This window comes from Chitinophaga sp. RAB17, assembly GCF_052114225.1.
In the GTDB taxonomy this organism is placed as follows: domain Bacteria; phylum Bacteroidota; class Bacteroidia; order Chitinophagales; family Chitinophagaceae; genus Chitinophaga.
Map to the genome: position 1 here is coordinate 70,690 of NZ_JBFREI010000017.1, position 21,570 is coordinate 92,259.

The following is a 21,570-nucleotide window of genomic DNA, read 5'->3' on the forward strand; positions in this document are numbered from 1 at the left end:
TGGTGTTTTTTGAAAGATCCCGGTGTATTGTAACCCTCCAATTTTTTCAGGAACATTTCCGGGTGTAATATTGCAGCTGAAGAACAAAAATTTTCTATCGCTTGTTTTCAAGAGATTGTTGTTACAGAATTTTTTCCTGCCATTAAACTGCCCTGCAATGAGAGAAAAATTAACCTCCTTATTAATTGACCCGGACCGCGACCGGCGTAACCAGTTTTATCTTGCACTGGACCTTTTAAATATCAGCAAAGCTTGTATTGCCCAGGATAATACGACAAGAGCATTGGAATATTTAAAAAAGCAATCCGGCTTTACACCGGATTACATTTTTTTAGACAGCTTGCAACCTTCAGACGAAGCCATTTCATTTTTGCGTGAACTCAGAAAAATGAAACGCCTGAAACAGGTGCCATTAATCTGGTATGCCGCATCGTTTGAGCCTGCACAGCAGCAAGCGATCCGGGAAGCCGGTTTTGCAGCTGGTTTAGCCAAGCAGGAAAACCTGCATAAGCTGAAAGAGAACCTGAAAGTGCTCTTCCAGAGTGAGTTGCTTGAAACAGTGGTACCGGATGAACTATCTGCGGCTACCCGCTTTAAGCTGAAGATGAAGGAAGTATTCCTGCAAACACAATCGCTGCTGGAAGCTCCCGAGCATTTGCTGACCCATCCCTGATCCGCTTATTCGGTTTGTAATGCCTTCACTGGATTTGCACCTGCTGCTTTAATGCCCTGGTAGCTGATGGTGGCGATGGCAATCATCACCGTTAATGTCCCGGCTGCCAGGAACATCCACCATTGCAATTCAATACGGTAGTCGATACCTTTCAACGCCTGTTGCATTGTTAACACGGCAATAGGTATGGTAATGAGGAAGGCGATGAAAACCGGTTTCAGAAATTCCTGTGCCAGCATAAACCATATCCTGCCTGCGCTGGCGCCCATGATTTTACGGATGCCTATTTCTTTCGTGCGCCGTTCCGCCAGGAAAGAGGATAGTCCAAATAATCCCAGGCAGGAGATCAGGATGGCCAGACCGCCTGTCCAGTTCAGCATAAACCCTGATGACCTGAGCCCCGTAAATTTCTGCTGATAGGCCTCTTTTGTAAAGTGAAATTCAAATGGAAATTCGGGATTGCTCTTTTTTACGGCAGCCTCAATTTTAGTCAGCGCCGTTTGCGGATTATCTGTTTGTCGTAGCCGTACAAAGAAATGACTCATAGCCCCGGTACCCAGGTATACCACCATAGGACCGGGAGTTTTGTAGGGATCATTGGACACAAAATCTTTCACAACGCCAATAATCGGATTGGTGCCCAGCAATGTACCGATGATGGGTTCTTTCAGTCCCATTTTTTTTACAGCAGCTTCATTTACCAGGCAGCCAATAGAATCACTGCCATAGTCTGCGCTGAAGTCGCGTCCTGCCGCTAGTTGCAGCCCACCTGTTTTTACCCAGTCGTACTGCACCCAGGTAATGGTGATGGGGAAATTCTGGTCCGGCGTTTTTCCTGGCCATTGCACTCCATCGGTGGCGCCGCCAAATCCTAAGAGGTCATCCGATCCGGCAGATACACTTTCAATTTCCGGAATCCTTAACAGGTCTTCCCGCACCACCTTAAATTTGGTGGTCATATCGCCACGGGCGGGTATTTCCAGCAGGTTATCCTGGTTATATCCCAGTGGCCTGTTTTCTCCATGCTGTAGCTGTTTATAAATAACGATGGTCGTAATAATGAGGAAAATGGAGATCACAAACTGAAAAGTCACGAGGCTTTTGCGGAAGAAGCCACCGCCATGCTGGTTGGCGACAACGCCCTTCAACACTTTTACCGGCTGGAAGCTGCTGAGGAAAAAAGCAGGATAGCTCCCTGCCACCAGGCCGGTGAACAGCGTCAGCAATAATAAGCCTGACAAAATTTTCCAGTTGCCGAAACTAAAGGAAACACTCCGGCCTGAAATGCGATTTAATCCCGGGATAGCCAGCTTCGCGAGCAGGATGCCGAGCAGCATCGCCAGAAAGGTAATGAGAAGCGCCTCCGTCAGGAATTGCAGGATGATAGTGCGCCTCGAAGCGCCCAAAGCCTTTCGTACGCCCACTTCGCGGGCACGGCGTTCTGAGCGTGCGGTGGAAAGATTCATGAAATTGATACAGGCAATCAATAAAATAAACAGTCCGATAGTGCCCAGCAACATCATAATCTCGATACGCCCACCATCCGGCTGCCCGTTCTTAAAACCGCCATGCATATGTAGTGCGGCAAACGGATAGGCGAATAAATAGCTGGTCTTATCATTTTCACTGGCGGTTTGTCTGGACACCTGCTTCAGTTTGTTGTTAAAGCCGGCAAGACTGCTCCCCGGTTGCAGCTGTGCCCAGGTGGAGAGCCGGTAATTATCCCATTTATCTATCCAGTCCACGTTCTCCAGTTCATAAAGACGGAAGGGGAGGATCATATCAAATTTGGTGGTACTGTTAGGTGGCACATCGCGGATCACCGCTGCTACTTTGAGGTCGTGCTGACTATTATGCCGGATGATTTTACCCATTGGATCTTGCTCGCCAAATAGCCGGCTGGCAGCGCTTTGGGTGAGCACTACGTTACCGGGTTCCCGCAGCGCGGCTACCGGATCGCCACTGATGGCTGGGTAAGTAAAGATGTTAAAGTAGTCGGGATCAGTATATATACTTTGTTGGTAGATGCTCTTATTACCGGCCAGTACCAGCTGCTGCCCTCCGAAGGCGCTGCGGGAAGCATATTTTATTTCCGGCAGGTCCAGCTTCAACTTTTTCATCAGTGGCCCCTGCGTATTATCGCTGGTGCTCCAGGAACCGCCCTGCTGCCGGTTTTCCATTATCTTGAAAATGTCCGCGCTGTTTTTATGGAACGTATCAAAACTGAATTCATCATTGATCCAGAGCAGGATAATGATGCCAGTGGCCAAACCGATGGAGAGTCCGCCCATATTGATAAGGGTAGATAATTTGTTTTTCAGGAGATTTCTCCAGCCATGTCTGAAATAATTTTTGAACATAGGAAACAGTTGAGGGAAATTAAAAACCGATTTCTTCTATCGTACAATCGCCGGAGGCATCTCGGTGATTAGTGCCGTTAGCGCTTTTGATAGCGATGCTCAGTGATATATTGTTAGCGTTTTTTTTCAGCCCATATTTTTCCCAGAACTTAATATTGCCTTGCTGATCTCTGACTTCAATAATATGTGTGCGGGAGGTAAGCAGTACGAAGCGTGTTTTTTTATCCAGGTCGCCTTCTCCGCATTTGGGAGCTTTTTCCAGGTAAGGGAGCGTGCCTTGTAAGCTATCGTTGATATATAGGAAGTAGGGACCGTTGCTTTGGTGGCGGGTCCAGAAGTAAGCCTTCATTGTGCCTCCCTCTTCCCCGCAATGGCTGAGTAATAGCAGGGAGAAGGAAGCAACGAGAAGGGTAAATATGATTTTCATGCGATGTGATTTTGGAATCAGTAACTATCCAAAAATTACACAAAGCAGTGGCGTATTTCACCTAAATGTGACAGAACGATTGTTATATGGGACGAAAGCACGCATGTTTTGTTTAACATCCGGTCCATCTTTATCTTGTCTTGTTATTTTTTCACGACAGATTTCCAACTACTCCATATAAATCCGATGGTCACGCCGATCAGTAATATCAGTGAGGATATGGCAGATATTTTTCTTCCGAGGAAGAAAGTAGCCGGTTCAAATTTAAAAGTGATGTCGTGTTTGCCCGCCGGGACTTTGAGTCCGCGCAGGGCATAGTTCACGCGGATGATCGTTGTTTCCTTTCCATCGATGTAAGCCTTCCATCCGGCAGGATAATAGATGTCGGAGAATACCGCCAGTCCTTCGCCGTTGTTTTGTGCGGTAAACTGTAATTGGTTAAGGCCGTATTTGGTTAATACTATCTGTGCACTGCTATCCGCTGCGGGCGTGAAGCTGCCCGTGATGGGCTGAAAACGTTTATCGATGATAACAGTATCCTTTGGATTAAAGTGATCCAGTGTGTTCATCTCCGTATTGGCGTCCGGTACCCAGTTAATGGCTTTTACAAACCATGCATTGCCCAATGCGCCGGGATTACGTTGTACCGTAGGCTGTCCGGACTGCCGGTCCGGTACAATAAAGTATTTGGTATTGAGCATATTGAACACCGCCATATTATTTTTCGTGAGCTGATGTTCAATCAGGTCTTCGTAGATCCAGAGCTTGGCGGGACTTTGTCCGCCTACTGATTTATGAAAGTAGGAGGTGTTCGCATCCAGGAAGGGATTGGTGGTGAGATTGATTACGCGGTAATAAGGATCCTTATCCTGTAAGATCTGTTCATCTGTTGGGGACGGGGAAATGTATTCTGCCAGGGGGGCTTCGCTGAAGTTGTTTTCATTCATGTAGCTTTTATCCAGCTGGAAGAGATCAAACAATACGGCTACCACGATGATGCCCACGGCCAGTCCGGCTTTTAATTTCCCTTTCAGGAAATACCACATGGCCGCAAAGGCAATCAATATTAATATCAGCGCGCGTATACCATCTGCTCTTAGTATCGCACTGCGATCCTGTTTTAGTGCGCCCAACAATTTGGCAGCGGGGATTTCACCTCCGAGCATCTGTGCGTAACGGGACAGTAAGGCACTATCGGCCGGACCGCTGAAAGGATACAGTACGCTGCCTGCCAGTGCAAGTAATATCACCAATCCACCGGTGACAAACAACGCCATCTTCAGGTGCTGCTGTAAAAATGCTTTGGGTAAGTCGCCGTAGATTAGCTCCTGCAACGCCCAGCAGGCCAGTATCACCATGCTCACCTGTGGAATTACCAACGCCATGGTAGGAGCCCGGAACTTACTATACAAAGGCAAATGATAAAACAGGAAGTTATTCAGCTCCGGGAAATTGGATCCCCAACAGAGTAAAATGCCGATTACAGTAGCAGCCACCAGCCACCACTTATGCCAGCTTTTAATGATGAGCAGCGACAGTACAAACAGGAAACAGATAATAGCGCCTATGTAAGCAGGACCCGAAGTAAATGGCTGTGCACCCCAGTATAACTGCCAGCTGGCGGTGTTCACAGCATCTTCCGCTTTAGCGGGAGGTACGCCAATTTCGGTGAGTGCTTTATAGGTATGTGATCCGGTCGATAGTTTTTCGCTGGTAGAACCGCCTACCAGGTGGGGCAGCAATAGCGTGAATGTTTCTCCTTTGCCATAGCTCCATTGGAAAGCGTAGTCAATATCAAGTCCACCTGATTTTTTATGATCCTTGTCCTGCTGGTTCAGTGTTAACTCCGACTGGCTGCCCCGGATAGTATACTTCGTATACTCTTTCATGATAAGCAGGTTATCCATCGCTGGCAATACGGCCATTACACCGGCAATGGCCAGTAGTACCGACGCTTTGAAAAAAGCAGGGAGTTGCTTCTCCCGGAAAGCATTAATACCAGCAGCCACTGCAAGGCAGATGGCCATGATAAGCGTGTAATAGGTGATCTGCGGGTGATTGTTGTAGATCTGCACGGCCGCAGCGAGTGCAGTAAGACAGGCACCCGCAACATAGCGTCCGCGGTAGGCGAGGATCATACCTGCCAGCACCGGCGCCATGTAGGCCATGCTCATTACCTTGGTGATATGCCCCGCATCCATGCTGACTACCGTAAAAGTGGCAAAGCCATAGGCGATGGCGCCCATGATACTAATCCAGTAGCGTATATTCACTACCGATAGGAACACATACATGCCCATCATCAGCACAAAAAACATATCTGCCGGGTTGGGTAACCAAAGCGTCAGCAGTTTATTTACCATCCCAACTTTGTTGGTGGATGGACCGGTGAAGATGACGTAAGACGGCATACCGCCAAACATGCTGTTGGTCCACATTGGTAAATCACCCGTCGCTTTGTAATAATCCGATGCCTCTTTTGACATGCCCTGATAATGCATCATGTCCGATTGAAACAATTGTTTGCCATCTAAGACCGGACTACAAAATACTAAAGCCAGGGTTACAAATATCACTAAGGCAGCAAAATGTGGTATAAATGCCTTGAGCCAGTCCAATTTCATATCTAGTTGATTTTCTTTATGTTTTATCACATTACCTGAAGTGTATTCTAATGAAAAATGCCCTTTGTTTAAAGTAAAGCTTTAAGTGTACCTGAAGTAAAGCTTTAAGTGAAATACACTTCATTTTAAAGATGATATGCTTTTTTTTACGACTCACTTAGTGCAACACAGGTTTCTTTTTCATGAGATTCAGGTGTTCGTCATTGATCTCTGCATTGATAAAAAAAGCGGGTATCATTTTCGGGGCACACGCTTCATATTACAAAATAGCGGGTAAATATATTAAAATATATAAGTAAGCGAGCGGTTTTTTAGCGTTGCAAACCAGGATGGCAGTAAAGTGCTATTGAATTACCTAACCGCAACAATTACCTTTAAACATCAGTGACGCCCGCATGAAACGTATCTTTTTTATATTATTAACTGCACACTTCCTGGCTATTGCCTGCAAACAGCCTGTTAAAGCACCTGAGGAAAAACCTCCTCCAGTCAATGAGTCAGCAACACCGGTTAAAGCCGGAGAGCCGATTCAGGTGGCAATGAACCTGGAAAGGAGTGTGCCTGTTCACGTTTCTGCCAATGCTGCTGAGGATATACCTGACGACACACCTATTGACACAGAACCGGCGGCGCTGAGTGAGGCTACTGATAACTGGAATACTACTTCTTCCTTAGCTGCCATGATCTCCAAATGGACGCCCTGGCCGGCTGTGGGTAGCCCGGACAGCTGTCTGGTTCCTATCATGGGATCCCGCTTCGTTTTGCAGGGTGACTTTGATGGTGACGGACTAACCGATACACTGACCGAACATTTTTTCAGCAGCATTGATCACCTGGAAACCAATAAGTATTATAAGGACCTGGACTATGACCTGATGGTAAAATTAAACGATCATCAATCTCCATTATCCTTTGTGAGCTGCAGTAACAGTAAGATAGATACCCTCCATATCGGAAGTGGATTAATGTTTGGGTTGTCGTGGCTGAAGAATGAGGGTGACTTAAATGGCGATGGCACCGATGAATTGTCTTATGTGGTGGATCTGGCAGACTGGTCAAGTCTGAACCATTGTACCCTGATGACCTATCGCAATCATCAGTGGGAGGTGCTGTATCGTTTCCCAATATGGGACTGGCAGCTCCCGGATTTACCGATGACGGACAGCGAATACGGACTTTTCGGTTTACAGGATAAGGTCGTTGGTGGAGATGCGGCGGCCTCCCGGGAAAACTTTTCCGGTTTTATTAAGAAGATAAAGTCCGGCAAGATCATGGTGTGGTTTGAAAATAAAGGAGAGCAGGATAGCGCGATCATCCGTTTAGATTAATACCTTCGACCAAATTTTTTAATACCGGACCTATGTTAAAGAAGTGGAACCTGCTGAGTATTTACACGAGAGCTGTGCTGACAACGGCTGCTGCATTAATCGGCTATGGCTACCTGTGCCGCGGCCTGCATCTGTACTTCTTTTGGGAAAGCCTGCCCATAGGATGGGAGGTTTTATTAGCAGGTGGCATATTAGCATTGCTGGAGATCATTAAAATCAGGAAGCGGGAAGGAAGTAAGGCCACACCTTTAAAGATCGGAGTGGGGCTGTTGTGTTTTGTAGCAGTGATACAACTGGTGATGAGTATCGCCATTTTAAACTCCGATAGCTGGATTGCCGCCAAAGAACATCTTCGTAATGATAAATGGGTAGTGACTACATTAGGAGGCCCTCAAACTTTTGTACTGATGCCGGCAGGAGGTATTTCTACAAGTACCAGTGCTGCAGGAACGGAAGGCAGTGCGGAAATTCATGTTATCGTAAAGGGTACCAACGGTATGATGGATCTGGTGGTACTGGTAGAAAAACAACTGGGCGATAAGAAATGGAAAGTCGTGTCGTCTAAATAAAATATTGAAGGGGCAAAGTGAGTTGATGAGAAAACTTACTTTGCCCCTTTTTTTTCTATAAGAATTACTTCAGCAATTGCAAGGAATGATCTACTTGTTCCATACCGCCTTTCCAGCCATCATGGCCGGGAATCAGGTAAGCCGGACGCGGAAATTTGCGCTTTAGCCGCTTCAGGGAAGCCGGATATTCTTTAAGATTACCATCACCGGTAAAGCCCATATTAGTGGCCTCCAGGCTTTTTACAAAGCAACCACCATATAATACTTTTGATTGTGGCAGCCAGATGACAATATTATCTTTGGTATGTCCTTCGCCAGGATAGTAAGTTTGCAGGGTCACACCATGAATGTTAAAGGTGGTGTCCTTCCTGAAAACATACTGCGCTTCTTTTTCTCCTTTTGCTTTACACAAATCCAATGTCTGCTGCGTGCTGTAGGTTTTAACACCTATCTGCTTCAATACATCCAATCCCGCTGTGCAGTCGGCATGAAAATGCGTTACAATGCAATGCGTGATTTTCTGATGGTACTGTTTTTCGAGGGTATCCACCAGCTGCCTGGTTTGGGCCTCACTCCAGGGAGTGTTGATCAGAACGATGCCTTTACCGGTAACAATATACAACCCGTTGGCCGGAACTGCGGCGCCTTTGTATTCACCGTAAGATACATCTACATAAACATTTCCGGTCAGCTGAGTGGGGTGAATCCGGAAGGAAGTGTCCTGTGCGAAAACAGCAAAGGAGCACAACAGGCAACAAATAAATGAGAGCAGATTTTTCATGATTTCCAATAATATACCGCAAAATTAATGCATTAATAAACCGCCCCAATTTTTAATTTTTATCCGAAAAAACATTATCCTACTAAATTAGTAGATTATTCATATCTTACCCTGAAATCAAGTGTTTTGGATAGTCGTCATACACAGTCATTAATAAACCTGTTGCGTAAAACGCATCATGCAGAGTGGGAGGCTACGCCTGCTGCGCAGGATGCCATCACCTGGCTGAATGATCTGGTCGGTTTTCTGTTTCCCGGCAATCATCTTCCCAAACAAACTTCCTATGAAGGCATCCTGAAAAAGAACCAGATAGACCTGGAAAATATCCTGCTCAGCTACCTGGATCCGCGGGAAGTACCTATAGAAGATATTGTACACGCCTTCTATAACTCCCTGGGAACCATTTATCAGCACCTGCGTCAGGATGCGGCCAAAATTCATGAATATGATCCGGCAGCTACCAGCGTAAATGAAGTAATTGTTTCCTATCCCGGTTTTTATGCCATCACCGTATACCGGATCGCGCATAGACTCACCCGGTTGGATATACCGATATTGCCCCGTATTATCAGCGAATATGCGCATGGTAAAACAGGCATCGATATTCATCCCAATGCCAGTATTGATGTACCATTTATTATCGATCACGGCACCGGCATTGTGATAGGCGCCACCACCATCATTGGTTCCAATGTGGTCATTTACCAGGGCGTTACCCTGGGAGCGCTGCATGTTACCAAAGAATTATCTGATGTAAAAAGACATCCCACCGTAGAGGATGATGTGATTATTTACGCCCGCAGCACCATCCTGGGTGGAAATACCGTCATCGGGAAAAGCAGTATCATTGGCGGCAGCGTGTTTATTACGAAGAGTGTTCCTCCTTTTTCCCAGGTGTTTAATACCCACCAGGTGAGAATTACCACAAAAACGGGCGTATAGGGCGCTCCACACAATTACCGGTGCAATTCGCAGAAATATTTCTATATTAAGCCCTCCAGGCTGACCGCCACAACGGCGGCAGAAGAACTTATACTGACATGCGAATCAGAATTTTACCGGCAGGCACTTTATTAACCATGTTATTGATGACTAACAAATTGCAGGCACAGGAAGATACCTTGCAGCAATTACCGGAAGTCGTTATCCAATCTTATTTTTCAAAGGCATCGCTGCAACGTGTACCCACCGCCGTGAGTGTACTATCGCCTGCCGATATGCAGCTGCAACAGGGTGCTTCCCTGTTGCCGGCTTTTAATACGGTGCCGGGGATACGTATGGAAGAAAGGTCACCCGGTAGTTATCGTTTATCCATCAGAGGTAGTTTACTCCGTTCTCCTTTCGGTATCCGCAATATTAAAATTTATGCAGACGATATCCCGCTGACTGACGCAGGAGGCAACACTTATCTCAACCTGGTAGATCCGGATGCTATCAGCAGGGTAGAAGTACTGAAAGGCCCTGATGGCAGCCTGTTTGGTGCTAACTCCGGTGGAGTGGTGCGGCTGGACCTGGCGCCACCGCCCAATGATACGCATCACCTGCAGGTAAATCTGCAGGGAGGCAGCTACGGACTTTTTCATGGCAGCATCGGCTGGCAGCAACAATGGAAGAACTACCAGCTACAGGTATTCCAGGGATACCAGCGGGCAGATGGCTACCGCCAGAATACCGCCATGAAAAGATCTTATACCCAAACTACCCAACGCTGGGAGTACAAACCAGGTTACGCCCTGAAGCTGCTGGCATTTTATTCGGACCTGTCTTACCTCACACCAGGTGGCCTGGACCTCGCACAGAGTCGGGCTAATCCCCGCGCTGCCCGACCCGCTACGCCTACCAACGCCGGCGCCATCGCGTTAAAGGCAGGCATCTACAATCGTACTTTCCAGGGAGGACTGATTCATGAAGCGCAGTTTATGCCACGCCTGCAACATGTATTGTCCGTGTTTGGCGCCAATACTCATTTCGAAAATCCGTTTCTTACCAACTACGAAGCCAGGGATGAAAATACTGCGGGCTTCCGGACCTACCTGCAATGGGTTAACAATCCGCAGCAGCATAGTATCCTGCAATGGAAATGGCTGAACGGCGTGGAGTGGCAACAAACCGTTACTGATGTCATTAATTATGGTAACCGTGGCGGAAAAAGAGATACGGTGATGGCAGCTGATAAGCTGAATGCCCGGCAATACTTTTTCTTTAGCCGCTTTCACGCGACCATCAACAATTTCACATTGGAGGCTGCTGCCAGTTTAAACTATTATGGATACAGCTATAACAGCAATGGACACACGAATATTCATTTTACCCCACAGCTGATGCCGCGTTTATCGATGTCCTACCTGTTTACACCACAGGTAACAGGTCGTTTAACGGTAAGCAGAGGGTACTCTCCACCAGCCACCGCCGAAGTTCGTGCATCCAACAACGTTATTAATACTTCATTGCAACCGGAAACCGGCTGGAACTATGAGGCCGGCGTGCGTGCCGCCACCCGCAGGGGTAGGGCCATGGTCGATGCCGCCTTCTTTTATTACCGCATGCAGAATGCCATTGTTAAACGACAGGATGCGAACGCCAACGATTATTTTGTCAACGCAGGTGGGGTAACGCAGAAAGGCATCGAGTTACAGGGCATGTGGTGGATCAGGAAACCGGGCACACATGGCGTGTTGCGGGGCATTAAATGGCAGGAAGCATATACGTTCAGCGATTTTAAATTCCGGGATTATATCAGTGGTACAAAAAACTACTCCGGCAACCGGCTCACCGGGGTACCGCAACATGTACTTGTGAGCAGTTTGTTATGGCAGTTGCCGGCAGGCATCTCGTTATATACCCAGCATACTTTCACCAGCCGCCTTCCGCTGGATGATGGCAACAGCGTATATGCCGGCAGCTATCACCTGCTGCAGGCCAATGTAAGCTGGAAGCTGCCACTGCATACCCGCTATGCTTTGTCCTTACGTGCCGGTGCCGATAACCTGCTCAATGTAAAGTATAGTCTGGGTAACGACCTTAATGCCGTAGGCGGCCGATATTATAATCCGGCCCCCGGCAGCAACTATTTCGGTGGCATCAGCATGCAATTATAATTTTATGTACGAAGCAGCTATTCTGACCAACATCGCCAAACACATCGTCCTGGACGCCACAGAAACGAACTTTTTCTGTTCACTGCTACTGGAGAAAACGCTGCGGCGGAAAGAACTCCTGCTCCGGGAAGGAGAAGTATCCCGTCATCAGACCTATGTGGTGAGTGGATGCCTGCGGACTTACAGCATAGATGAATCAGGGCGGGAACATATTGTGATGTTTGGCCCGGAAGATTGGTGGGCGGGTGACCTCTATAGTTTCCTTGCCGAAAAACCAGCTACCTATAATATAGATGCATTGGAACCGACTACCGTTGTACAAATCAGTAAAACGGATATAGACACCCTGTTCATCCGCGTTCCCAAATTTGAACGCTTTTTCAGGATGCTGTTCCAGAATGCCTTTGTCATTCACCAAAACCGCGTGGCAGGCAACCTTTCCCGCAAGGCGGAAGACCGATACAAGCAGTTTACCCAAACATATCCCGGACTGGAACAACGTATAGCCGGTAAGTATATAGCGTCTTACCTCGGGGTAACCCCGGAGTTTTACAGCGGAATGCGGAAGAGCTGTTAGCTTTTAGCAAATGTTATGTTGAAGATCATATGCCGATATTCGCTGCATTTGCCTAAAAGCTAAAAGCTAACCGCTAAAAGCTTTTCTTAATCTACCTTATTTTTTACCCCTCTCCACGGTTGTTTCTTTGTGTAAACAAATAAAAACAAACACATCATGCAAGCAACTACCGCTACCACCGCCATTAACATTAACGAAACAGTAGTAACAGGCCGCTCTTTATGGGATAGCTGGACCACCATGTGGAATGGTGACTTGCCCCTTGCCCACGATATTATCGCAGACGGGTTCTATGCACATCTTTCCAATACGCTCACCGCCGATCCGGCCACGTTGCGCAATGCCGTAGAAGTGGAGAAGTGGGTGGTTAGGGTAAGAAGCAGGTATGCAAAGCTGGTATATGCTACTCATGCCGGTCCTTTTGTAGATGTAACTGCCCAAACGGTGACTTGTTACTGGAAGGCCCGCGGTGTATTTGCGGGGCTGACCGGCAAGGCGGGCGATATAGTGGGGAAGGAATTTACCGTAGTGGGAACTGACATCCTCAGATTTGAGGACGGAAAAATAACCGAATGCTGGACAATGAGTGTACCGCTGGAAATAGATCCGCTTTCATAGCGGGGGCTGACATATTCCTCGCGATCGTTAACAAAAGCGGCATAGAATTGTAATTAGTGTGTAAGCATTTTACATACAGATGAATTCTACCAACGGAAAACAGGATAAGCCGGTTATTACCGCCAAAATTGATGGATTTTTTATCAACTTTTATAATATATCCGTCTTTGTAGCTCGTTTCTTCAGAGAGGCTTTCCGGCCTCCCATAGAATGGGGTGAGTTTATACGGCAGTGTTACCAGGTGGGATATAAGTCACTGGCCCTTGTTACAGTAACGGGGTTTATTACAGGCGTGGTGTTCACGGAGCAGTCGCGCCCTACCTTATCGGAATTTGGCGTTACGGCATGGCTACCTTCCCTGGTGGCCATTGCCGTTGTACGGGCATTGGCTCCGCTGATTGCTGCCCTGATCTGTGCCGGTAAGGTAGGATCCAGTATCGGCGCCGAGCTGGGCTCCATGAAAGTTACCGAGCAGATTGATGCCATGGAGGTATCTGCCATCAATCCCTTCCGCTACCTGATCGTTACCAGGGTAACGGCAATGACCATATGTTTACCACTGCTCATGTTCTACAACGCCCTGATAGGCTGTCTGGGATCTTATTTTGATGTACATGCCCACGAACAAACCAGCCTGGTATCCTTTTTTGATAATGCCTTCGCCCAAATCACCTTCCTGGATTATACCACCGCGTTAACCAAAGCAATCCTTTATGGTTTTACCATCGGTATTGTGAGTTGTTACCAGGGATGGAATGCTTCTCAGGGAACAATGGGGGTAGGTAAGGCTGCCAACGTTTCCGTAATCGTTTCCATGTTCCTGATATTTATTGAAGAAGTCATTATTGTTCACGTGTTTAATTCTATCCGATAGTATATGAAAGAAAACGGACATCATATCGACATGAATGAAACAGTGATCAAAATACGTGATCTGTATAAGTCGTTTGGAGAAAAGCATGTATTGCAGGGCATAGACCTGGACCTGCATAAGGGTGAAAATGTGGTGGTTCTGGGCCGTTCCGGTACGGGTAAGTCTGTGCTGATAAAAATTATTATCGGGTTATTAAAACCGGATGCCGGCACTGTCAATGTGTTGGGAGAAGAAGTAGATCAGCTGAAAGATGTGGATCTGCGTGCCCTGCGGCTGAAAGTAGGCTTCTCTTTTCAAAGCAGCGCCCTTTATGATAGTATGACAGTAGGTGAGAACCTGGCGTTTCCCCTGAAACGAAATAACCGGGACTTCACCAAAGACCAGATCAGGAAGACCGTAGACATTGTACTCGATGCCATCGGGTTACCGGATACGATTAACCAGCTGCCTTCAGAATTATCCGGCGGGCAGAAAAAACGTATCGGTATTGGCCGGACACTCATCCTGCGACCCGAAATCATGTTGTATGACGAACCCACCGCTGGATTGGATCCTATTACCAGTATGGAACTGAATAAGCTGATCAATGCAGTGAAGGAAAGGTTCAATACCAGTTCCATTATCATCACCCATGATCTTACCTGTGCAAAAGAAGTAGGCGACCGGGTGGCTGTAATGGATGAAGGGAAGTTTATACGGCAGGGAACTTTTGATGAAGTATTCAACGAAAAGGAAGGATTGATAAAAAGTTTTTACGACTATAATTTTATACAATAAGCTATGGAAGCAGGAAAAAAACGCGCAGTCATTGTAGGCATCTTTGTATTCCTGGGGTTGGCAATTTTTGTGACGGCCGTCATGATGCTTGGCAAACAACAAAAATTATTCAATAAATCTGTCCAGGTAAAAGCGATATTTAAAGATGTGAATGGATTGGCTGTGGGCCGGAATATCCTGTACTCCGGGGTGAAAATAGGGACGGTGAAAAAAATCAGCTTTGTGAGAACAAATGAGATCCTTGTGCTGATGAATATTGATCAGAGCTCACAGGAGTTTATCCATAAAGATGTAGAGGCCCGGATCAGTTCCGAAGGTTTAATGGGTAACAAGATCGTGATGTTGTCCGGTGGTACCCCAAATGTACCGGTGATTGAAGATGGAGACCAGCTCCATGTTGGCAGTGGATTAAGCACAGAAGAAATCATGAACACCCTGCAGGTAAATAATAAAAGCCTGGTAGAAATTACAGATAACCTCAAAGTCATTACCAAAGGAATGGTAGATGGAAAAGGTACACTGGGTAAATTACTCACAGATGATTCTGTTTACAAGAATCTGAACTCCACCATGGCAGGTTTGAACGATGCCGTGATCAATACCCGGCGGCTGACCAGCGCCTTGTCGTTATACGCCTCCAAACTGCAAACGAAAGGTGTATTATCAAATGACCTGGTAACGGATACGATGGTGTTTTCAAATTTGCGCGCAGCAGTGGCGCAAATGAATCATGTAGCTGACAATGCCAATAAAACGGTATTGGACCTGCAGGCCACCAGTGCCGGCATCAAATCCGACATGGCCAACCACAATGCGCCTATAGGCATGTTGCTACAGGACACATTGCTGGCGGATGCTTTCAAAGCCACCATTTATAACCTGGAAAGCAGCACAGAAAAGCTGGATACCAATATGATGGCCGTGAGAAATAATTTCCTGTTCCGTGGCTATTTCAGGAAACAGGCGAAGCGGGAAAGAAAGGCACAGCAGGAAAAAGAAAAGGCGGAGAAGCAGGCACAAAAATGACAGGCTATTGTTTGGCCCGCCAGTGTTGCATTTCTTCTTCTATAAAATGTTTGACCAGGTCGCTGTACATTTTTTCAATGGCGTCTGCATTTAACCCTGCAGCCGTTGCCCATTCCCTTCTTTGTTGTAACATGGCTTTAAACCGCTCTGGCGCCTGCACGGCGGTAGCACTCGTTTTGAATGCCGCCGCTGCTTTTACATAAGCAAAGCGTTTGCCCAGCAATTGCACCACCTCGTGGTCAATAGCATCAATCTCGGTGCGTATATCCTGCATGTGTTCGCAGGCTTCTGGTAGCTTCATATCAATGTCCTTTTTCAGAGAGCGCTTTAATAGGGGTGAGGTCTACTTTACGGAATTCCACTTCAGACCCTTCTGCCTGCAGTGCAATCTGACCTTTATGGGCAGTAGCCTGCGTACCGTAGTTAACGAGGTCGCCGTTTACCCATACTTTAATGGCATTGCCCACACATTCTATGATCATGGTATTCCATTCTCCCAGTGGTTTTTCTGAGCCATCGGTGAGATTGAGGATACGACGTTTTTTACCATCTACTGCGCCCCATTCACTTTTTGGACCGCGGCGTTTTTCCATGTCCGGAACGGTAATATCTTCACCAATGCACCAGAAATCACCTGCATCCTGGTTTTGCAGCTGCACTTCTATTGATTTCGGAAACATGCCGTACAATACACGGGGAGTAGAGGCAAATACCAGTACACCGCAGTTACCCGGTTTGGCGGGGAAACGGTATTGTACTTCCAGGCGATAGTTTTCATAACTGGCATCGGTAATGAGATGTCCCTGTGGGTTAGCCAGGCTAACGACTACACCATTGCGCACCAGGAAAGGACTGCTCACCGCTTTGTCTTTGTCCATGGCAGGTACATCTATATGCCAGCCGCTAAGGTCCTTGAAATTGAATAAACTGCGCGTTTGCGCCTTTACGTTGGCAGCACCGCAAAGCATAGTGGCAGCAATGCAGGAGGAGAAAATGAATTTTTTCATAAAGGAACCGATAGGAATTACGAATTAAGAATTAAGAATTACGAATTACGGATTTATGTGAAGATAGTAAACGCGAAGGTTATTCGCTATTATCTTCACATAAATCCGTAATTCGTAATTCTTAATTCGTAATTCCTCACTCGAGGCCATCTTTAAAACCCATTGACGCATGTGAACCGTCGCAGAAGGGTTTGTTGGCGGAGGCGCCGCAGCGGCATAAAGTGACGCGGTTACGTATTTCATATGGTATTCCTTCTGCGTCTACCACTTCAATACCACCTTGCAGCCACAGCGGACCGCTGATACCTTTGACAGGATCTTCAATGATGCCGATAGCGGGCTCCAGTTTGGGTTCTATTGGTGTTTGTGTTTCTCTGTCCCAGGCTACGAGGCGGCCGGAGGGACATTCGCCCACCTGCTTAATAAACTGCGCTTTCACAGTGGGATCATCTGAATCATTGACCATACTCCATACCTGTCCGTTAGGATCGCAGAAACGGGCAAACGCGCAGAGGTGCTGTACATCTGTGAGCAGCAGCGTAGGCCCTTCCAGCAATTCGGCTTCTTCTACATAGGCCGTATGTCCTGCTGTTTCGGTGCCTTCAAAACGGATTTTTAAATGGGTATCGTCACAAAAGGGTTTGTGTTTGGAATGTCCGCACCTGCAAAGATAAAAGGGTTGTTCTGTTGGCGTGAAGGCCTTGCCGGGAACCCATTTCACTGATTCCTTATGTACATTGGTACCAATGGTTTCCAATCGCAATGGTACGGTACCGGAAACTTCGTAGGGACCGTCAGGGGTTACTTTTACCTGTATGCCGGGTGCTGCTTTCATGATGACTGGGTTTAACCAACATAAACAACCGGGAGCCGGAAAAGTTGAACCAGCTTTTAGCCATTAGCTTTTAGCTTTTAGGAAATGCAGCGAAGATCGGCGTATGATCCTCAACATAACATTTGCTGAAACAGCTTTTAGCTTTTAGCGGTTAGCTTTTAGCAAATGCAGCGAAGATCGGCGTATGATTTTCAACATAACATTTGCTAAAAGCTAACCGCTAAAAGCTAAAAGCTGTTATTGCAATACCAGCTCAACCACCGGTATCTCCATTGCCGGCTTTTTTTCCGGGAGAGATAATACTACACTATTATCTCCGTCGGCGGTGAACTTCACTTCGGAGTTATCGTGGAGGAACTGGGCATATTTTACTTTGCCTTTGTAGCCTGGGAGCACAACGCGGGCATTGTAATCCAGCAGGTGTACATACAATCTTTTCGTAGTAGGATTGTAGGTCAGCATCGTATTTTCAGGGACTTGAAATGTTTCGGGTGCATAGGTACAGCCATAAATGGATTCACTGTTGCCTTTCATCCAGTCGCCGATATTGCCGAGGGCACTTTGTGCGCGGTAGTCGAATACACCACGGGCAGTAGGGCCAACGTTGAGGATCAGGTTACCGCCTTTACTAACGGAACCAATCAGCAGTTGCAGTAATTCGTGGGTGCTTTTCCAGGTGTTTTCATCGCGGTAATATCCCCAGGAGCCGGAGAAGGTTTGACAAGTTTCCCATGTTTTACCACGGAACTTTGCCAGCTCTTCCACCTTTACCTGTTCAGGTGTCAGGAAGTCGGCGCCATCTTCGTATTCATCCAGGTTCAGGCGGTTATCTACAATAATAGAAGGCTGCAGTTTGCGGATCATTTTCAGCAGTCCTACTGCATCCCAGTCATTTTTGTCTTTACCATTTTTGCCGGGATAGGAGAAGTCCAGCCACAGGATATCTATTTTACCATAGCGGGTTAATAGTTCTGTAATCTGGTTACGCATATACTGGCGGTATTTGTTCATGTCTTTGCCCTGGTTCAATCGGGCGAAGGTACTGTCAGCGCCATTTGAGGGGCGTTGCGGATGTACAACGTCAATGGTGAAGTCAGGGTGGTGCCAGTCGATCAACGAATAGTAGAAGCCTACCTTAATACCTTCTGCGCGGAATGCATCTACAAATTCCTTTACGAGGTCGCGTTTAGCAGGCGTGTTGGTAGCTTTGTAGTCGGTATACCTGGAATCAAACAGACAAAAGCCTTCATGATGTTTGGTGGTGAGTACAGCGTACTTCATACCAGCGGCCTTTGCCTGTTTGGCCCAGGATTTCGGATCAAACTGATTGGGATTAAATAAGTCAAAGTAGTTTTGATATTGTGCGTTGGTCAGCTGCTCGTTATGCTTTACCCATTCATGACGGGCAGGCATGGCATACAAGCCCCAGTGGATGAACATTCCAAAGCGGTCATGTGACCACCAGGCCATGCGTTGTTCTTTCTGTGCGGCTGTTTCCGTACCTATTCTTTTTAACTCCTGTGCCTGCACGGAGATGAGCGGGCTGAATAGCAGTGCTGCTATCAGCAGTTGTTTCTTTAGCATGTGTCGTTATTTATCTTTGATCAGTAATACTTTATTTACACGGATGGTTTGTTCTGCGGGTGAGGTATAGGTGCCGGTGAATCCCACAGTAACGGTAGTGGTAGCGGGCAGACTAAATCCTGCAGATGCATACTTATTGTTGTTATCGACAATTTTTGCGAAGCCCAGCGCAGTATTCATCTGGTTAACATCGGGCAGTTGATTGCCGGCGGCCACTACCAGGTAAGTGCTTTCGAGGGTGTTGTCGATGTTGGAGATATCTGCCTCAAACTTGTAATTTCCTGGCGGCAGCGTAAAGGTCTGGTATATTTTACCATTGGTGATGGTGCCGTTATCCCAGATCCAGAGTGTCAGTCGGCCTTGTCCGCCTATTTCATCATAGGTACCATTCCTGCCTGCTTCGCTGTTATATTTCCAGTCTTTCAGCTGTCCGAAACGCCCGCCAGGCATTTGTACGGCATCCCGGACGAAAGGAGCGCCAGGATTTAGTATATACGTTAACGTGACATCTTCTTTTATACCAGAGGTAGCGAACGAGGTATAAAAAGTATCTACTGCCAGCGGATCCGGAATATACAGGGTACGGTAGCGGAAGTTACTGCCGGAAAGATAATTCGGCAGCGTAGTTATCTGCATCTCGGGTTCTGCATGAATGATGGTGTCGTGCAGTACATGATCGCTGGTGGAGTATTGCAGCTGCATACCGATGATGCCGCCGGTGGTATCAATGTTTGCCCAGGGTATCACCGCATTGCCGTTTTTCATTTCTGTATTACCTAATGCCCTGCTGAGTAATGCATCTTCATATAAACTACCATACACAAAACCATTCGCTTCAGTTCTTACGGAGATATTACCATCTTTATCATAATTAAATACTTCAAAACCGTACGCCCTTTCTTCCAGTTTGTCAATAATAAAGCGGATGGTATCAACGCCGGAGGTACGTTTAATAGCTATGACAGCAGAGTCTCTCCGGTTATTCCAGTAGATTTTTGATTTGCTGACTTTGGGATCCGCGATGAGCAGCCAGGAGAGCTGTACCCGGTTACGTCCCGGATGTACTTGCAGGGAATCGGCTTTGCCGGTGTAAAGTATTTCACCGTTTTTTATAAATCTTTTATAGTCATCCTGCTTGCGGCAAGCCGAGAATAACAGCAGGCAGCCTATGATATAGCTAAGTGTGCGCATAAATTTTTTTTTAGGTAGATGATCATCATTTGTCGTTACCCCAGAATTTCATTTGCTGGATGTTAGCGGCATAACCGCCATCAGTCCAGGTACGCAGAATTTTAAGGCGTATATACCTCACTTTTGGTGCATTCAGCGGCACGGTCATTTGTTCACCGGCGATGGAGGCATCTATATCATCCTGTGTTTTTTGCCCCACTGGTAAACCGGAAGGTTTTACCACGGTATGCTCAACTAAACGGGTCCAGCTATCCCAGCTGCCATCTGAGGCGGGGTTCACTGATCCCCAGATTTCAAATTTGCGGACGTTGTTCTGCAGGTAGATCCATTCGTTAGGACGCTGCCACAATGCAATGCGGCTCAACTGTGCGGTGACACCCAGGTCAAAGGTGATGGACATGGGGAATCCGTCCAGTTTATCGGCGGAGTGCCACATGGTACCGTTCCATAAACCGGAGATAGGGTAGCCCCATCCGAAGTCTGTATCTCCCGGTAATTTTACCTCCCGGAAAGTACTTTTGTCGAGTAGTTTTTCAAAGATGGGAACGAGTTCCTGCAGGATGGTATCTGATTGATTACCCCAATGGTCTCTCACATAGAAGCCAAACTTTCTTTTGGTAGCTGCATAGCCTCTTACAGAATAATTGCCTTTTTCCAGTTTGGTATAATGTACATCCGCCGGACCAAATACGCCGGAGGAGTCTGTGGTGAGTGTAACGATGGCCAGATCCGCTTTACTGTCGTTCGTAAAGGCAACGTTGATACCACCGAAATCTTCTTTTATTATTAATGAGTTGCGTACGTTCATCATGGGCGGCGACAATGGTTTTACTTTGGTGACCACCGGATCAGAAGCTACCTCATTGCGGCTTACCACGTACAGGGAGATGTCGTGGGCGAGTGAATCGCCAAAGCCATCAACCACGAGGAAGTTATTATAGTAAGATGATCTTATTTCGCGTTGCTTTCCTGATTGGATATTGTATACGGCTTTTACGTAAAGGATATCCTTATTATCGGGGAGGCTGTAGCTGATTTTAGCAGCACCGGGCATATTGGTGATGTTCAGATTTTTCAGCACATCCGGTTTATTGCCCGTGGTATTTATGGGCGTGTGTGTTTCTTTCTGACAGGCGGCTACCAGCAGGAGCATAGCGCCGGTGAGCAATGTTAAAAAATTATACGGTTTCATGTTGTCGGCTGTTTACGTAAGTGGAAAAA

The 21,570-nt window shown here is 46.9% G+C and carries 20 protein-coding genes; 10 read left to right on the forward strand and 10 right to left on the reverse strand.

The window, feature by feature from the left end:
• Positions 1–157 precede the first annotated feature (157 nt).
• Positions 158–673 carry a hypothetical protein gene (locus tag AB4Z08_RS33045; protein ID WP_441578065.1) on the forward strand — a complete coding sequence of 172 codons (516 nt, stop codon included), beginning with the start codon at positions 158–160 and terminating at the stop codon, positions 671–673.
• A 5-nt stretch (positions 674–678) separates the two neighbouring features.
• Here the strand turns inward: AB4Z08_RS33045 and AB4Z08_RS33050 are convergent, their stop codons facing one another.
• The 3 genes from AB4Z08_RS33050 to AB4Z08_RS33060 form a co-directional block, all read right to left on the reverse strand.
• Positions 679–3,033 (reverse strand): ABC transporter permease, encoded by a 2,355-nt coding sequence (locus AB4Z08_RS33050; protein WP_441578066.1) that lies wholly within the window; start codon positions 3,031–3,033, stop codon positions 679–681.
• Positions 3,034–3,052: 19 nt separating this feature from the next.
• On the reverse strand, positions 3,053–3,460 hold the full coding sequence (locus AB4Z08_RS33055; RefSeq protein ID WP_441578067.1) for a hypothetical protein: 408 nt from the start codon (positions 3,458–3,460) through the stop codon (positions 3,053–3,055).
• 143 nt (positions 3,461–3,603) lie between these two features.
• Complete coding sequence (locus tag AB4Z08_RS33060) at positions 3,604–6,084, reverse strand: YfhO family protein (RefSeq protein ID WP_441578068.1); 2,481 nt, start codon at positions 6,082–6,084, stop codon at positions 3,604–3,606.
• Between the two features lie 395 nt (positions 6,085–6,479).
• Between AB4Z08_RS33060 and AB4Z08_RS33065 the strand changes: the two genes are divergently transcribed.
• Both AB4Z08_RS33065 and AB4Z08_RS33070 read left to right on the forward strand, forming a co-directional pair.
• Positions 6,480–7,412, forward strand: coding sequence for a hypothetical protein (locus tag AB4Z08_RS33065; protein WP_441578069.1), 933 nt, complete (start codon positions 6,480–6,482; stop codon positions 7,410–7,412).
• Positions 7,413–7,444: 32 nt separating this feature from the next.
• Entirely contained in the window at positions 7,445–7,981 is a 537-nt protein-coding gene (locus AB4Z08_RS33070; protein WP_441578070.1) for a hypothetical protein, read from the forward strand.
• A 64-nt stretch (positions 7,982–8,045) separates the two neighbouring features.
• Here AB4Z08_RS33070 and bla read toward each other — a convergent pair whose 3' ends face one another.
• Positions 8,046–8,762, reverse strand: coding sequence for a subclass B1 metallo-beta-lactamase (gene bla / locus AB4Z08_RS33075; protein WP_441578071.1), 717 nt, complete (start codon positions 8,760–8,762; stop codon positions 8,046–8,048).
• Between the two features lie 126 nt (positions 8,763–8,888).
• Here bla and AB4Z08_RS33080 point away from each other — a divergent pair, with 126 nt between their 5' ends.
• From AB4Z08_RS33080 to AB4Z08_RS33110, 7 genes are all read left to right on the forward strand, one after another.
• Positions 8,889–9,704, forward strand: coding sequence for a serine O-acetyltransferase (locus AB4Z08_RS33080; RefSeq protein WP_441578072.1), 816 nt, complete (start codon positions 8,889–8,891; stop codon positions 9,702–9,704).
• 98 nt (positions 9,705–9,802) lie between these two features.
• Complete coding sequence (locus tag AB4Z08_RS33085) at positions 9,803–11,860, forward strand: TonB-dependent receptor (protein ID WP_441578073.1); 2,058 nt, start codon at positions 9,803–9,805, stop codon at positions 11,858–11,860.
• 4 nt (positions 11,861–11,864) lie between these two features.
• The gene (locus AB4Z08_RS33090; protein ID WP_441578074.1) at positions 11,865–12,437 is read left to right on the forward strand and encodes a Crp/Fnr family transcriptional regulator; all 573 of its coding nucleotides are present in this window, start codon (positions 11,865–11,867) and stop codon (positions 12,435–12,437) included.
• Between the two features lie 156 nt (positions 12,438–12,593).
• Positions 12,594–13,055, forward strand: coding sequence for a hypothetical protein (locus AB4Z08_RS33095; RefSeq protein WP_441578075.1), 462 nt, complete (start codon positions 12,594–12,596; stop codon positions 13,053–13,055).
• Positions 13,056–13,134: 79 nt separating this feature from the next.
• Complete coding sequence (locus AB4Z08_RS33100; protein WP_441578076.1) at positions 13,135–13,929, forward strand: MlaE family ABC transporter permease; 795 nt, start codon at positions 13,135–13,137, stop codon at positions 13,927–13,929.
• 3 nt (positions 13,930–13,932) lie between these two features.
• Complete coding sequence (locus AB4Z08_RS33105; RefSeq protein ID WP_441578077.1) at positions 13,933–14,706, forward strand: ABC transporter ATP-binding protein; 774 nt, start codon at positions 13,933–13,935, stop codon at positions 14,704–14,706.
• A 3-nt stretch (positions 14,707–14,709) separates the two neighbouring features.
• The gene (locus AB4Z08_RS33110) at positions 14,710–15,732 is read left to right on the forward strand and encodes an MlaD family protein (RefSeq protein WP_441578078.1); all 1,023 of its coding nucleotides are present in this window, start codon (positions 14,710–14,712) and stop codon (positions 15,730–15,732) included.
• A 4-nt stretch (positions 15,733–15,736) separates the two neighbouring features.
• On the opposite strand, the gene AB4Z08_RS33115 is transcribed toward AB4Z08_RS33110, so the two are convergent.
• The 6 genes from AB4Z08_RS33115 to AB4Z08_RS33140 form a co-directional block, all read right to left on the reverse strand.
• Positions 15,737–16,033 carry an isochorismate lyase gene (locus tag AB4Z08_RS33115; RefSeq protein ID WP_441578079.1) on the reverse strand — a complete coding sequence of 99 codons (297 nt, stop codon included), beginning with the start codon at positions 16,031–16,033 and terminating at the stop codon, positions 15,737–15,739.
• Between the two features lies 1 nt (position 16,034).
• The gene (locus AB4Z08_RS33120; protein WP_441578080.1) at positions 16,035–16,739 is read right to left on the reverse strand and encodes a 3-keto-disaccharide hydrolase; all 705 of its coding nucleotides are present in this window, start codon (positions 16,737–16,739) and stop codon (positions 16,035–16,037) included.
• 136 nt (positions 16,740–16,875) lie between these two features.
• Positions 16,876–17,574 (reverse strand): CDGSH iron-sulfur domain-containing protein, encoded by a 699-nt coding sequence (locus tag AB4Z08_RS33125; RefSeq protein WP_441578081.1) that lies wholly within the window; start codon positions 17,572–17,574, stop codon positions 16,876–16,878.
• A 237-nt stretch (positions 17,575–17,811) separates the two neighbouring features.
• Positions 17,812–19,158, reverse strand: coding sequence for an alpha-L-fucosidase (locus tag AB4Z08_RS33130; protein WP_441578082.1), 1,347 nt, complete (start codon positions 19,156–19,158; stop codon positions 17,812–17,814).
• A gap of 6 nt (positions 19,159–19,164) precedes the next feature.
• Positions 19,165–20,349 (reverse strand): DUF4998 domain-containing protein, encoded by a 1,185-nt coding sequence (locus tag AB4Z08_RS33135; protein WP_441578083.1) that lies wholly within the window; start codon positions 20,347–20,349, stop codon positions 19,165–19,167.
• A gap of 25 nt (positions 20,350–20,374) precedes the next feature.
• Positions 20,375–21,541: a DUF5000 domain-containing lipoprotein gene (locus AB4Z08_RS33140; RefSeq protein WP_441578084.1), complete on the reverse strand. Its 1,167-nt coding sequence runs from the start codon at positions 21,539–21,541 to the stop codon at positions 20,375–20,377.
• Positions 21,542–21,570 lie beyond the last annotated feature (29 nt).